This window comes from Methanosarcina sp. WH1, assembly GCF_000970005.1.
Lineage (GTDB): Archaea > Halobacteriota > Methanosarcinia > Methanosarcinales > Methanosarcinaceae > Methanosarcina.
In genome coordinates this window covers 536,033-550,440 of record NZ_CP009504.1, presented here as the reverse complement: position 1 = coordinate 550,440, position 14,408 = coordinate 536,033, and the positions used below count along the sequence as shown (strand labels likewise).

Below are 14,408 nucleotides of genomic sequence, written 5' to 3'. Positions count from 1 at the left end.
CATCAGCAGTAATGCAGGTGTGCAAAGCTTCTGGAACAATGTGAATAACTTTGAAAATCCAATTTAGACGATTTGATAGGGTAAGGATTCCATGGGAAACGTAAAGTGAATCATTGTAAAAGTCGTCAAGTACTCCAAACGAAACTAGATTGATACACTTGAACCAAAATGGTATGAAATCAGGCTTTAATTATTGGAAGAGAAGCAATACCAGAAGATGGGATTTCAAAACTGAGATTAACGAGTTATTGCTTCAATCTAAAACCGGAATATACAGATATATTTCTTAAAAATTGCAAATGAATCCATTTCTCGATCCGGATTACTTCTATTAACATCGAAATAAATTAGGTTTTTGGAAAGGATATTCCATTTGAAAAAAAAGATTGTTGCCTGATACAGAAAAGGCTATAGAATGCTTGATCTGTATGAATCGAGAAATTCATGTACAGTTCTTAGGTTACCTGGGAATGCTCTATTATCATACAGGCGGCTTTACATCCACCAGAAAACTTGCTGAGTTATGCCGGATTGCCAGGACGAAAAAGTTCTTACGGTAGGCTGTGGAAACGGCTTTTCTGCCTGTTTCCTTGCCAGAAAAATCGGCTGCAATGTGGTGGGGATTGATATTGCGGAACTTTTTATTGAGGAAGCAAAAGAAAGAGCCAGAAGACAGAGCGTTTCGGAGAGGGTGGAGTTCAGGGTTGCGGACACTTATGCCCTGCCCTTCGAAGCCGGGACTTTTGACGCAGTGATAACCGAGTTTGTGTCCCAGTTCCTTGACAGGGGTAGGACCTTCAAAGAATTTGCGCCGGTCCTGAAAACTGAGGGCTATATGGGAATCAACGAAATGTACAAAGAGGAGAGGATTTCCCCGAAAGCCGCTGAAGAAATCGCTCACGCAGAAAAAGTATTCGGGGAAATTATAGAGCTTCCCTTTTCACTCCCCACACCGGAAGAATAGAAAAGGGGACTTCAAGAAGGCGGGCTCAAAGACGTAAATGTCCGAAAGTTCAGGTCTTCTCCGAGACCCGGAGAAGTAAACGCATTGATTGGGGGATGGGCGGGACCTGGAAATTTGCCCGGTATTTTGCAGAGCTGATTTTGAAAATGGGGAAGTATTACCTGTTCGGCAGAAAGATCAGATACAGTTTCAAATGGCTGGGAGAAGGCAAAAAAATCCTGCTCCGAAAAAGTAAACCTCAAAATATGTGGGTTACATCCTTGCTATCAGAATAAAAGAATGAGAAAAGGATGAGAAAAACAGGCAGAAAATAAAAAAGGAAAAGAAAAAGGGGAACAGAAAGATAGGAAATAAAAAAAAGATAGAAAGAAAAAAAGCAAAGAGAAAGGGAAACCGACAGATAAAAAGAGCTTAACTTTAAGAAAATAAGTAAATTTTGGAAAATAATATAAGGAAGCAACTGAAAAGTAGCGCATGAGTGTTGCACTAAGTCCCCCTCGCAGTTTTCTCCTGGGAAAAATAAAGGACTTTTGCCAATAGAGATTGCTTCCTGAAATAAGATGTTGGAGAACTCCTCCGGCATACTTAAGAAGCTTCTAGGGGAGATGGAATTAAAATGAAAATATCGTTTATTGACCTGGCATTCCTATCTGAAAAAAGGAAAGATTTGTTGCTCCTTCTAGAAGAAGGGCCCAAGACAGGTGACGAAATAAAAACCGCCCTTAACGTTAACTCGACTTCAATTATGCCGCAGATCAAGAAATTAAAGGAAGGGCGTCTGATCGTTCAGGATGAGAAAAATACCTACAGGCTCTCGGATATGGGGGAAATCGTTGTAGAAAAGATGGAGCCTCTGCTTGATACGGTAAGGGTTTTTGAGGAAAACTACGATTACTGGATTAACCATGATTTTACCGCAATTCCCGAGTATCTTCTTAACAGGATTAATGAACTAGGGAATTACTTCATGCTTGAAGCCGATCTTAACCGGCTTTTCGAAGTTCCCGAAGACTTCAAAAAGAACCTTCTCGCGTCAAAACATATAAAAATATTCCTTTCATACTTTAATCCTCTCCATATCGAGATATATTCCGAGCTCGTACGAAAAGAAGCAGAGATGTGCCTTATCCTTACAGAGCCGGTCTTTGAGAGAATGAAAAAGGATTATTTTGAAGACCTGAAAACTCTTGTAGAATCAAAGAATACGGAAGTCTATATATGTAACAAAAATGTGACACTTAAAGATGTCGTAACAGAACGTTTCTGCTCTCTTGTACTCTTTGATAAAAAAGGAAAGTTTGACCACCAGCGGTTGATGAGCTTCGATGAAAGCGCACTTAAATGGTGTGAAGAGCTTTTTTTATATTATAAAAATATGTCCAGGCGACTGGACAACATATAATTTACCGGGTAATATGGCATGTTTAAGACAGAGGCGGAATCTGTTTAAAACATAAGGCTTTAGCCGGATGTAGACGAAAATCAAACTGAGTGAAAACGGGACTGAAAAAATATTCAGCTCGAAATAGAAAAAAATGTATTTCCGGCTACAATAGTTTTCCAATGTTAGTTTACTTTTCCTGATTTTCTTTGTTCTCCAAATTTTGATTTCTTTAGACTGCAAACATCATATTGTAATTCGGTTTGCGTTCCAATTTGCTGTTCTGTGTCTTTCCTTTATACTCCCAGATATTTATCTATAAGGGACCTGAACCTGTGGATATTTATGGGTTTTGAAATATAATCTACACATCCCATTTCGATAAAGTGTTCTTCACTTCCCTTCATGGCATGAGCTGTGACAGCTATCACAGGAATGTCTGAAGTCTCAGGGTTCTTTTTTATCCTGTCCAGAACTTCAAGTCCGTCCATTTTAGGAAGTTGCATGTCTAGGAGGATAATATCGAACTTTTTCTCAGCAAGGTGTTCAAGAGCCTTTATCCCGTCCTCAGCTTCCGTTACATGGTGTCCGTAAAACTCCAGGAGATCCAGGATCAATTCCATGTTCATGGGGTTATCTTCGACAATAAGAATTTCTTTCATCTTCACGCCTCTTCAGCATAGCTAATTGTTTTATCTTATTAATTAACTCTTTTCTTCCGAAAGTTTCCTTTTTCATAATAGAAATAAGATGACCCTTAAGTTCGTCATTCAGTTCTTCAATATTTTTCTCGGTTAACTCGCCTGCGGTACATTAAACTGAATTGAGATTTTTTTGTCTGTTCACCTGATCTAAGGCGGGCAACTACCTCAAATCCGCTTATTTCCGGCATCAACAGATCGAAAATAAGGATATCCGACTGCTGCTCGGAAAAGAGTCTGTCCAGGCCTTCCTGCCCACCATAGGCCTTTGCCACCTCAAAGCCTTCAGGTTTAATCATAGTACTCAGAAGTTCCACTGAATTCTCATAGTCATCAATGATGAGAATCCTCGGTTCTTCTAACCTGAACTTACCTGTGATTTCTTATAAGGAATCCAGCAGTTCGACTCTTTTTACTGGTTTTGTAAAGGAATAAGTTGCCCCAAGGGCAATTCCCAGCTTGTTGTTGTCTGTAACTGAAATAATAAGTACGAAAGGGCTGTATCAGGGTCGTTCTTCAGCTGCTTCAGGGCAGTCCAGTCGTTAATATCAGGAAGAAAAACATCTAGTTCCTATAGGCCTAAATGATCTCAAAGGTAATGTTCTTGTAGGCGTTGGATTGCTGGAAAATGAAACACGGTATCGCATGTTATTCGACCACAGCACGGATGCCTTTATCCTTAGTGACCCCAGAGGTGACGGGAAAATTCTGTCAGTTAATCCAGTCGCTTACCGGATGCTGAGTAGGCAGAAAAAGAACTGATCGGAGGGGGTGCAAGGGGATGTTTGACCTGGAAGATCCTGCGGTATCCGACGTATTAGACAAACTTATGCGCTCTGGATCAATAAAAGCCCAGTTAACTTACAGTCTCAAGGAAGGAACTACGTTTACTGGAGAGATAAGCAGCGCCCTTTTCACGGATAGTAACGGAGAGCCGCAGATAGTCTAATCATCAGATATATTACCGAGAGCAAAAAAGCAGAAGAAGCTCTAAAAGAAACACATAACAATTTAGAAGAAAAAGTTAAAGCGCATACTTCTGAGCTTGAAGAAGCTTATAACTCACGTTCTGCAAATGTACATAAATATGTAATTAATTTATCGATTTATCCAATATTTTCAACATTATAGTAGATTTGTTTTCAATCAGTGATTATATTGAGAATATAGAGAACATTTTTACGGGCTTGTCAAATAAGAAAGAGCAATTACTCGCTCTCCCTCTTCTAAGTAGGATAAGAGAAAGTAATTGCTCACTTTCCCTCTCCAACGAACGGAGCGTAAAAGTTTCCTTTTACTGGCAAGTAACCCAGGGGAATTTCACCCCTAGACCCTTTCAGAACTGAACTTGAGCCTCTCGACTCATCCGGCTCCCATTACCCAACCAATAGGGCTTTGTTTTGCCCATCGGTTACTCCCTTACCGTTGACCAATATTCAAAACTGGATAACATAATCTCTTCACTCCGGTCCCATTACATATTGAGCTTAAACGAGAGCTGGGGACGGAATTCAGAATTACATTTAGGGCTACGGGAAAAAATCATGAATTAAACCTGAGCTAAACAGGCAGTCCGACAATAAACTTGGATAATTAGAGTTAGCTGAATTTCATTGTTCTAAAAGCACAAAATGGAAAGGAAAGTAAAAAGAAAATACTATCCAGTAGCCTTCACATGGAAGTACGGAGCGGGAAAAAGTTTCTGAAAGAAGAAAAATGAGCAAAACATCTTTTTAAGAGACGTCCTGCACATCGGCTTCAGGCATTTGCTGCCTTGCCGAAGATCTCGATAAACTCATCGCACTGAGCAACAATAATTGCTGCCGTTTCCTTTAAGATCAGAATCGGATCCGTACCATCGGTTTTGATGTAAAGGATAGGGTCGCTAATGCTCACGTGTTTCATGTCGTAAAAAGCTGCTTCAACCCTGTCATCTTTAATCAGGAGGTCCTTAAGAAGATTGAGAAGGGTGTGAGTTTCGCCTCTGAGCTCGACTTCAAGATCGCTATTTGTTTTAGTAATGATGTTCAGTTCCATTGGTGACCACCTGTAAATGGTGAATGATATAGCCAGCTATAAACAGCCTGCCAAATAATGCATAATTCGTCATAAAATGCCGAAACCTGCATAAAGTAAGATAGGGAAAGAGAAATTTACCTTATTCCTTTCCCGTACCCGGTTGAGATCTTACGGGTTTCAGTCATATTGCAGACAGGGCATTTAAGCTTTTTCCCTTCCGGCACGAGTTCGCCTCTGCAGTTTGAGCAGTAAGCTTTTACAACTCCAAGAGAATCTTCGGCTGTGGTAAGGCGCATTCTGTCAACTTCAATGACTCTGGCCCTTATAATATCAGACGGCCTGAACTCATCTAACAGTCTCTTGACATATGAGTCCCTTACATTTGAAACGTGGATATCTCCTGGCCTTGATCCGACAATTTCCCTGTTTTCTTTTCCTTCAATTCCTGCAACTTCCACCATTGCCCCGGACTCGCGGACGTCAGTGATCCTACCGTAAATTATGTCCCCGACTTTAAGAATATTTGGAGTAAGAGTATTTGGCTTAACCGAGACCACCCTGGCTTTTCTGTCAATGAGTACATTGCCTGTGGCAGTAGAATAAATATCTCCGGCAATTACTGCTGCTCCGGGACCTGGCTTGAATTCCTCCGTAGTACCAACAAGTTCTCCCGGAAGAACAAAATCTCCTTTTTCAAGTTCTTCTTCAGATATCACGGTTTCTCCGACAGAAGACCTGAAACCTGACATTTCCTTCCTATCTCGGGGAGTTTTCTTAGGATATGGGAACCTTCTCTTTTTGTTAGGATCACCCTTGAACTGGTCTCGGGACTGACCCTTGAAATGATCTCGGGACTGGTCTCGTTGCGGACCCCTGGACTGGTCTCGTTGCGAACTCCTGGACTGGTCTCGTTGCGGACCCCTGGACTGGTCTCGTTGCGGACCCCTGGACTGATCTCGTTGCGGGCCCCTGGACTGATCTCGTTGCGGGCCCCTGGACTGATCTCGTTGCGAGCCCCTGGACTGATCTCGTTGCGAGCCCCTGGACTGATCTCGGGGCTGGCTTTTAAACTGATCCCTTGACTGATCCCTGTTTTCGCCAGTTGGCGGGACCGATTTTTCATCAATAGACTTTCCTTCACCAGGACCTGTTAATTTTTTCCTAGTAGTCTTATTTTTTCGGATTCTAATCATGATCCCTCATTCGAATTATCGCTATTAGTGGATATAGATAATTAGTTTTGATAATTGTTTTTCCAGTAATTTTTATAGAGTTTTTGGCGGCAATTGAACTCATAGATAACTTATCTTCGAGAGAAATAGGAGTAATTCCCTTCTCTATATCTTCCAGTTAATTCTTCCCTTGAAGCATGTCATACTTTTCAATGCATACAGATTATATTATTGTAAGGTACCCATCCAGCTTATTTATTTCAGATAATCTATCCCAAATTATCGGTCCCGAATTATCTGTTTACTCCATGGATTTGCTCTATGTGTCACGGATTTATACTCTGAACCATACCCTGTTCTCGGTATAATAGAATTATAGAGTTATTAATTCCGCCTTTTAAAATGAAATCTGAAGATGCAAAGCTGTAAAACATGATGCCTTTAAATAACTCCTGAACACAGGCTTTATTCATGAACCGCAACCCTGTAAATCTCTACATCAATAATTTCTCTTTCTTTTTGATGGAAATCGAAAGTCCGTTTAATAGGGAATTTCGCAACGTAAGAGTGTGTAATGACCGCAGGCTTAATGAACTTTTGGATAAATGCAAGGCTTCCGCGGTTGTGGATGGAATATATTATCTCACTTGTTCTTAACGCTGACGAAAGGAAAGGTCTGTCCCTGCCTTTAACTCTTGCCCCGAATGGAGGGTTCATAAGTGTGGTTTTTACATGCCCTGAAACTTCCGTAATATCGGAGCAGATGAACTCCACTTCCACTCCAAGCTTTTCGGAGTTTTTTTTTGCAACCTCAAGCGCCTTCGGGTCCGTATCATACCCCACAACCTTCCCGGCTCCCAGAAATTTTGCCCCTATTGCAAGAATACCGGTACCACAGCCCAGGTCCTGGACCGATTCGTCAAGGTCTCCCTGCATGTAAGCGAAATGGAGTATTTCCGCAACAAGGGGAGAAGGAGTTTGGTATTGCTCAAGCTCAAGTTCGGGATCGGAAAAACCTTCGACCTCTTCGAGCAGTATTTCAAGTTTTCTCTGTTTCATATCTTTTGATTAATCTGTGTTTTATATTCAGTAAAAGGTTATGCAGTCATCTGGTAAAAGGTTATACGGGTTCCTCGGTAATTTCGTCCAGCACAAGCTTTTCCCATTCACGTTCTCCAAGCACGATCTCAAACTCCTGTGGCGTCAGCATGGGAGAGGGAAAACGTCCCACTTCATCCACAGCAAGCCGTGGACAGGCAGTGTTTACGAAAGCATCAACCTTGAACTGAAGCAGCTGATCAGGAGTTACGAGGTCGATAAGGATCAGGTGAGCTTCTTTTCCATGTTTCCTTGCAAGTTCTTTGAGAGAAGAAGCAAGTTCCAATCTCATCTGCCCGTTTTTGCTTGAGACAATGATCCCGAAAACCTGCGCATCCAGAGACTTTGCAATTACCGCACTCCGCTGGCGGAGAACCCTTGAAGGGTCAACCTCCCGGACTTCACCGGAAAATGGGTCAGCTGCAAGGACACGTTTTTTTGTGGAAAGAGATACCCCAAGGGGATGGAAATCCCCGCTTCCAATATAAAGGTACTCATCACAATCTTCATCCCTTGCTGCCGAGAAATTGCAGCCGAGCACCTGCCCCGCATAGGCAAGCCTGGAGTCCCCAAGCCCGATAACGCAGGTCTTTTCCTGATTCTCGAGCACACTGCATACATCCGGAAGCTTATGGACATGCTGAACAGTGGTGATCAGCCCTATTCTCTGTCCTTTAAGTTCAGGGACAGCCTTCTCAACAACGTGCCGGACATCAATTGAGGAGCGAGTTTCGATAAAGTACACTTTATCCGAAAGCTTGACATCTTCCAGTTCCGCGTGCCCGAAGTGGAAAAGGATATCAACGTGGTCAAGGAGAGTTCTGTCGAGGTCACATGCCCCGAAACAGGGGTCTCCTGAGATGAGAACCTCAGCTCCGGTGGCCTCCTCAACAGCTTTCGCAAGTTTCGGACCATTGCGTTTAAGCCCTTCAGGAAATTGAAAGCCCACAAGCTTTGCTTTCGTGTCCTTTATTACGCTGATTATATAGTCAGGTCTTAAATCGAATGCTTCACTGATCCCCAAAGACATCCTTAATCTCCACCCCTTTCTCGCCCACATCAATTGTAACGAGAACCTTGGGTTTAAATCCAAGTTCCTTTAGCTTAAGATAGCCATCTCCGCGCCCTATAACGGAAATTACATCCGTTACCTCAACACCCATATTTTTTAACGCCCTTACAAGGGCAAGAAGCGTTCCACCCGTACTGATAACGTCGTCAACGATAATTACTCTGTCTCCCTTTTTGAGCCCGTTTATATAGAGAACACCTTTCGAATATCCTGTGCTCTGGGAAAGTTCCACCTCTCCTTCAAGGAAATAAGGCCGTTTCCGGACAATGGTCAGAGGAATTCCGGTTTTCAGAGAAAGAGCATTTGCAACCGGGATGCCCATAGCTTCCACAGTCAGGATAGTGTCAACGTTTATATCTGCTATCTCTGCGATGTAATCGGAAATCTCTTCTACCATATGGGGATCGATGGAAGGTACACCATCAGAAATAGGATGGATAAAATAGTTATATTCCCCTCGCTTGATCACAGGGGACTTAATCAGTGAATCTTTCAGTCTTTCAAGCATGGTTTTAACCTTTCTGGCTGTCTCAATATTCCGGAAGTAAAAATCTTGAAAATTAAGCCTGCTCCCTCAGATACTGTTTCCCGAAGCTATGTATGGATATAAGTTTACAGATATAAGCGTACAAACCTGCTGCCGGGAAAGGGAGGTTGATGCAGGAAAACATCAAAGTACTTGATATAGCTTTGGTCTTCCGATTCCAGCCTGTTCAGATTCAGGGTGTAGGAAATTTAGAAATAAATAGTTAAGTCAGTATTAATAAATTTAAGGACACACAGATAAAAGATATGAGAATTGCAGAAAGTAAAAAATAAAAACTGAGATAAAAACTGAGAAAGCAAACACAAAAAAGGTAAAAAAGATGAAAATGGGTAAAATAAACACATCAATGGCGTTAAAATCCCATTATCAGTCTATTTCAGGCTTTAGTTGTCCTTATACAGTTACCGATTCAGTGGATTCCAGACTCAGGGAGCTTGCATCCTCTGCAGAATTGAGCAGTCCGAGAACTTCATAAGGATTAGTATCTGCCTGATTCATTTCGTTCAGGGTAGCCTCATCAATATCAATGGCTGCGAGCTCCGTAACAAGGTCTCCCCAATTTTCAGGATTCATAAGCCAGAGATCCTTCTGATATTTTGAAACCCAGGAAGGATCGTCTTCTTTTGCCCCGCAATTCGCACTTACGACATCGGAGTTATATCCCAGCACAACTGCCTTAAGAGTTCCGGCATTTCTATCCTTGACAACGAAAATTCCAGCAAGGTTACTTCCAATTGCATCCACTTCTTCGTCTGTCAGGTCAGAAACAAAAATCCCTCCCTTTCCGGGGGTGGCATCCCAGCGCTTTACGAAAACATCTTCTTTGCACCAGCGAGGAGAGGAGAAAACCGTATAACTTACCCCTTCTTCAAGTGGGTAATTATCTTCCATCCAGTTTGCAAGCACAAAACCGCTAGAGACTCCGGGACAGAAGTGATTGTGCAATTGCAGGCACTGCATAAGTTCATAATCGAGATTTCCTGTAGCCCAGGCATTGGAAATTGTAAGGATGGCAAATTCACGCCCGTTAAAAACAGCAGAATTCACTTTTTCATTCCAGGCCGCTATGGACTCCGGGCTTCCGGAAAGCGTATCAAACTCTATATTTTCCGTCACCTGGTAGCTGATCTGATCCTCATCTCCGTATGAGACCTCAATATAAGTACAACTCCCGCTTGATTTGTCAAAGAAGGCAAACCAGAGGGGGGCATTTCTTGCGTTCTGGACTACAAGCAGGTTCTTTGTATACTGCAACTCCTTTCCATAAAACTCTGAATAGAAATCATTTAGAAAAGAATCAGAATCTGCAGGAGAACCGATATCAGTCAATATAAAAGTGTTTTCAGGCCCAAGCGCTCCCAGCTCTGCTTCGGCTGTGGAAAAGACCTGATCCATCAGTTCCTTATCATCAACTGGAGGATTAACATTTCCCGTTGAGTTGAGAAGCCCGAGAACTTCATAGGGATTGGAACCCGCCCGTTTCATTTCACTCAGGGTATCCTTATCAATGTCAATGGCTGCGATTTTCGTAACAAGTCCTTCCTCGTCCCAGTTTTCTCTGTCCATGAGCCAGAGGTCCATCAAGTATTTCGAAAGCCAGGCAGGATCGCCTTCTTTTGCCCCGCACTTCGCATTCACGACATCAAAGTCAAATCCGAGCGCCACTGCCTTCATAGTTCCGGCATTTTTATCCGTAACCACAAAGATTCCGGCAGGAGAGTTCCCGATTGCTTCTATCTCTTCATCCGTGAGCGCAGAGACAAAGATACCTCCTTTTCCAGGGGTGGCATCCCAGCGCTTTACAAAAACGTCTTCTTTGCACCATTTAGGGCAGGAGAAAACAGTATAACTTACCCCTTCCTCAAGCGGGTAATTTTCTTCCATCCAGTTCGCAAGCACAAAGCCACTGGAAACCCCTGGACAGAAGTGGTTGTGAAGTTCCAGGCACTGCATCAGGCCATAATCAAGATTTCCTGTAGCCCAGGCATTGGAAATTGTAAGGATGGCAAATTCGCGCCCGTTAAACACCTTTGTACTTACTTTTTCATTCCAGGCTGCTATGGACTTCTTATTTTTCGAAAGTTCATCGAAGTCTATAGTTTCGGTCGCCTGATAGCTGATTTCATTCTCATCCCCGTATGAAACCTCTATATAAGTACAGTTCCCGCTGGATTTGTTAAAGAAAGCAAACCAGAGAGGGGCATTCCTGGCGTTCTGGACTACAAGCAGGTTCTCTGTATACTGTAACTCCCTTCCGTAAAACTCCGAATAGAAATCGTCCAGAAAAACATAGGATTCTGCAGGAGATCCTAGATCAGTAATAATAAGGGTATCTTCAGGACCAATATCTCCAAGGTTTGCTTCGGCTAAGGCAAAAACCTGAGCCATCAACTCCTGGTTATCAGATTCATGTGCCATCCCCGGTATGGAACAAAGGGAGAAGACAAGTATTGTCAGTAAAACAAAATCTATGATTTTTGTTTTGATTTTTCGATTAGCAATTACACGTATTCCAATCATGCTTTTTCCTCTACTACCCGTTAATTATTTTGTTAATTTTATAACAAAATAGTATTTGTTAGAGAATATAGCTTAACAAATAAGACAAAATTTTAATTTTATGTTTTTTAGTATTACAAAAGAAGAGAAAAATAATACATAAATCTTTCGAATTTTGTTAACGTTGAAGACTGGATCAGCAGAAAAAGAAAAGGAAAAGGAAATTTACGGGAATAAAGGGAAAGAAGAGGGAAAAAAAGAGAAAGAAAAAGGGAGAAAAAAGAGAGAGGGAAAAAAGAGAAAAAAAGGGAGGAAAAAGAGAGAGGGAAAAAAGAGAAAAAAAGGAGTAACAATTCAGGTAGCCTTTGAAAGGCTACAATTTTTCCTCTTTTCGAGGAAAAATTGCATATAAATTGAATCCTATTTTGTTTCGTTATTATGCTTACACGTGAAGAGATCCTCGTTATCTATGAAGCTGGTCCTGAAGCTGTAATTTCTGTAATCCAGAGACTTGAAACTATCATAGAAGAACAAGCTATTCGAATTGCTGAACTAGAAGAACGTGTAAGGATTTTAGAATCTCGCTTAAATCAAAATAGCAGAAACAGCAGTAAACCTCCTTCTACTGACTTTTCAGTCAAAGAAAAACCTAATCCCAAGAGTCTCCGGAAAAAGAGTGGGAAGAAACCTGGAGGTCAAGAAGGTCATCCAGGCACAACTCTTGATATGGTTAATGATCCTGATTAGGTAATTGAACATTCTTTGACCTGCTGCAAAGAATGTGGACATACTCTTGAGGATGTTGAAGTTGAAGCTTATGAGAGAAGACAAATTTTTGATATTCCTCCTGTAAATCTAATTGTTACGGAACATCGAAGTCAGATTAAGACCTGTACTCACTGTGGAAAATCAAATAAAGCTTCTTTTCCAGAATCTGTGAAATATCCCGTCCAGTATGGTCCTAATATTTTAGCTTCAGCAATTTACTGTAAAAACTACCAGTTTATTCCCTATAAAAGGATTTTAGAGTTTTTTGATGACGTTATGGGGATAAAAATCTGTTCTGCTACGATAATCAGAGCAGAAAAAGAATGCTTCCGGAATTTAGAGGAGTTTGAAAATGTGAGTCAGGAGAGGTTAATAACTTCTCCTGTAATCCATTGTGATGAAACTGGGATGAAAATTGAAGGAAAAAGGCATTGGCTTCATGTAGCTTCTAATGACAAATACACCTGTTATTTTGCTCACTCAAAAAGAGGATCAGAAGCAATTAATGCCATGGGAATTCTTCCAGAGTTTAAAGGAATAGCAGTTCATGACGGATGGAAACCCTATAACAGTTATGAATGTGATCATGCTCTTTGCAATGCTCATCTCCAGAGAGAACTTACTGGAATTGAGGAGAACTATAAACAGCAATGGGCTAAAGAGATGAATGAACTGTTAACAGAAATGAAAAAGTATACTGATGAGTGTAAAGAGCAGGTCAAAGATCTGGACTTTGAGCAAATTAAAGTGTTAGAAGAAAGGTTCGATGCTGTAGTCATGAAAGGGATTGAAGAAAATCCACCTTCTCTAAACCCTGAAAAACAAGGAAAACGTGGTAAAAATCCAAAAACAAAAGCAAGGAACCTACTTGACAGGTTTATAGAAAACAAAAAACAGATCCTGAGATTCCTCAATGACTTGAGAGTTCCGTTTGAGAATAACCAAGCAGAAAGAGACATAAGGATGATGAAATTACAGCAGAAAATATCAGGAACTTTCAGAACTATACAAGGAGCGGAAGCTTTCTGCAGAATTAGAGCTTATATCTCAACCATTAAAAAGAACGATTTACCTGTTATAGACGGTAGTTCTCGYGGCGCTCAAAGGAGCGCCGCTATTATTCTGAGAATTTCAGCATTTTGCTGAAAAAACATACTTTTTTATCAGTGGCTGAATAGTTACAAAAAGGAAAGAAAAAGAAATCGAAAAATCAGAATACGGTATCGAAAAGTCCGACTACGAACTCTGCCAGTTCCTTACTTTTCTCCGTGGAGGTCATCAGGGTATCTGCACGGCAGGCCCGGCAACCAAGCTTCTCAAAAGCGAATTCGTCTGCTCTGTCCCTTTCATCGAAAACAAAGACGTCAAGGAATTCCTGATAGTACTCCGCAACTCCCATGGAAGAAACTTCAAGCCCACAGGCCTGCATCAGTTTCCCGGCAGGGCCACTGACAGGAGCATTTCCTATGATCGGGCTGACTGCAACAACCTTTTTCTGTTTCAGCAGTTCTCTCATTCCCGGCAGGGAGATAATGGGCCCTATGCTGGTTATGGGATTACTCGGACCTATGAGGACTCTGTCATCCTTTTCAAGAGCTTCAATAACCTTTTTAGCAACTGAAGCTTCAGAAACGCCTCTGATGTCAACTCCAAGCACATCAGGCTCTCCGTGTTTTCCAACCCAGAAGTCCTGAAAATGCATAACCCCATTCAGGGTCTCAATACAGGTAGAAACAGGGTCATCGGACATAGGGAAAATGTTTGCCTGAATCCCTAAAAAGGATGCAAGCTTTACTGTCGCTTCCGAAAGGGATGCCCCCTCCCGGATGAGATTTGAACGGATAATATGGATTGCCCGGTCCCTGTCCCCAAGCTTCAAGCTTTCTTCAACCCCGAGTTCCTGCATACGTTCATAAGTCCTGAAAGTATCGTTTTCTATACCCCACCATTTCTTTCGGTCTATCTGATCTGAGAAGAGATAGAGCACTGTATCAAGGTCCGGAGAGATAAGGTTCCCAGAAACCCACAGGTCTTCAGCAGTGTTTACAACAACAGTCAATTCCTCCGGTGGGAGGATGTCCTTGAGCCCGTCAAGGAGTTTGGGAGTTCCGGTGCCGCCTGACAATATGATCATGATAAATACCTTTCCCGGATTTTTTCAGACTTTGGATAGCAGGTGCTCCTGCA

14 protein-coding genes and 1 pseudogene are annotated in these 14,408 nt (G+C 41.9%); 5 read left to right on the top strand and 10 right to left on the bottom strand.

Annotation, left to right across the window (positions count from 1 at the left end; translation table 11 throughout):
* Positions 1-523: 523 nt before the first annotated feature.
* Positions 524-964: a class I SAM-dependent methyltransferase gene (locus tag MSWH1_RS17340; protein ID WP_052723118.1), complete on the top strand. Its 441-nt coding sequence runs from the start codon at positions 524-526 to the stop codon at positions 962-964.
* Positions 965-1,580: 616 nt separating this feature from the next.
* Positions 1,581-2,366 (top strand): winged helix-turn-helix domain-containing protein, encoded by a 786-nt coding sequence (locus MSWH1_RS02495; RefSeq protein ID WP_048125780.1) that lies wholly within the window; start codon positions 1,581-1,583, stop codon positions 2,364-2,366.
* A gap of 275 nt (positions 2,367-2,641) precedes the next feature.
* Here MSWH1_RS02495 and MSWH1_RS02490 read toward each other — a convergent pair whose 3' ends face one another.
* Both MSWH1_RS02490 and MSWH1_RS19815 read right to left on the bottom strand, forming a co-directional pair.
* Positions 2,642-3,007: a response regulator gene (locus tag MSWH1_RS02490; protein ID WP_048125778.1), complete on the bottom strand. Its 366-nt coding sequence runs from the start codon at positions 3,005-3,007 to the stop codon at positions 2,642-2,644.
* A 116-nt stretch (positions 3,008-3,123) separates the two neighbouring features.
* Positions 3,124-3,363, bottom strand: a complete 240-nt coding sequence (locus MSWH1_RS19815) for a response regulator (protein ID WP_231585545.1) — start codon at positions 3,361-3,363, stop codon at positions 3,124-3,126.
* Between the two features lie 328 nt (positions 3,364-3,691).
* Here MSWH1_RS19815 and MSWH1_RS20690 point away from each other — a divergent pair, with 328 nt between their 5' ends.
* Positions 3,692-3,808 carry a PAS domain-containing protein gene (locus MSWH1_RS20690; protein WP_082088009.1) on the top strand — a complete coding sequence of 39 codons (117 nt, stop codon included), beginning with the start codon at positions 3,692-3,694 and terminating at the stop codon, positions 3,806-3,808.
* A 19-nt stretch (positions 3,809-3,827) separates the two neighbouring features.
* Positions 3,828-3,995, top strand: a complete 168-nt coding sequence (locus MSWH1_RS18730; protein ID WP_156148053.1) for a hypothetical protein — start codon at positions 3,828-3,830, stop codon at positions 3,993-3,995.
* A gap of 809 nt (positions 3,996-4,804) precedes the next feature.
* Here MSWH1_RS18730 and MSWH1_RS02480 read toward each other — a convergent pair.
* From MSWH1_RS02480 to MSWH1_RS02455, 7 genes are all read right to left on the bottom strand, one after another.
* Positions 4,805-5,083, bottom strand: coding sequence for a DNA-directed RNA polymerase subunit L (locus tag MSWH1_RS02480; RefSeq protein WP_048125776.1), 279 nt, complete (start codon positions 5,081-5,083; stop codon positions 4,805-4,807).
* A gap of 116 nt (positions 5,084-5,199) precedes the next feature.
* Positions 5,200-5,781, bottom strand: coding sequence for an exosome complex RNA-binding protein Csl4 (locus tag MSWH1_RS19810; protein ID WP_231585544.1), 582 nt, complete (start codon positions 5,779-5,781; stop codon positions 5,200-5,202).
* Positions 5,778-6,188, bottom strand: coding sequence for a hypothetical protein (locus MSWH1_RS19805; RefSeq protein ID WP_231585543.1), 411 nt, complete (start codon positions 6,186-6,188; stop codon positions 5,778-5,780). Before MSWH1_RS19805 ends, MSWH1_RS19810 begins: the two co-directional genes overlap by 4 nt.
* 514 nt (positions 6,189-6,702) lie before the next feature.
* Complete coding sequence (locus MSWH1_RS02470) at positions 6,703-7,296, bottom strand: METTL5 family protein (protein ID WP_048125771.1); 594 nt, start codon at positions 7,294-7,296, stop codon at positions 6,703-6,705.
* A gap of 61 nt (positions 7,297-7,357) precedes the next feature.
* Positions 7,358-8,365 carry a diphthamide biosynthesis enzyme Dph2 gene (gene dph2, locus MSWH1_RS02465; protein ID WP_048125769.1) on the bottom strand — a complete coding sequence of 336 codons (1,008 nt, stop codon included), beginning with the start codon at positions 8,363-8,365 and terminating at the stop codon, positions 7,358-7,360.
* On the bottom strand, positions 8,346-8,915 hold the full coding sequence (gene hpt / locus MSWH1_RS02460) for a hypoxanthine/guanine phosphoribosyltransferase (protein ID WP_048125767.1): 570 nt from the start codon (positions 8,913-8,915) through the stop codon (positions 8,346-8,348). Before hpt ends, dph2 begins: the two co-directional genes overlap by 20 nt.
* 432 nt (positions 8,916-9,347) lie before the next feature.
* The gene (locus MSWH1_RS02455) at positions 9,348-11,474 is read right to left on the bottom strand and encodes an FmdE family protein (protein WP_048125765.1); all 2,127 of its coding nucleotides are present in this window, start codon (positions 11,472-11,474) and stop codon (positions 9,348-9,350) included.
* A gap of 417 nt (positions 11,475-11,891) precedes the next feature.
* Here MSWH1_RS02455 and tnpC point away from each other — a divergent pair.
* Positions 11,892-13,347: pseudogene (gene tnpC, locus MSWH1_RS02440) on the top strand (IS66 family transposase).
* An 84-nt stretch (positions 13,348-13,431) separates the two neighbouring features.
* Here the strand turns inward: tnpC and cofD are convergent.
* A complete protein-coding gene (cofD, locus tag MSWH1_RS02435) occupies positions 13,432-14,355 on the bottom strand; it encodes a 2-phospho-L-lactate transferase (RefSeq protein ID WP_048125756.1) in 924 nt (307 codons plus the stop codon).
* Positions 14,356-14,408: the final 53 nt, after the last annotated feature.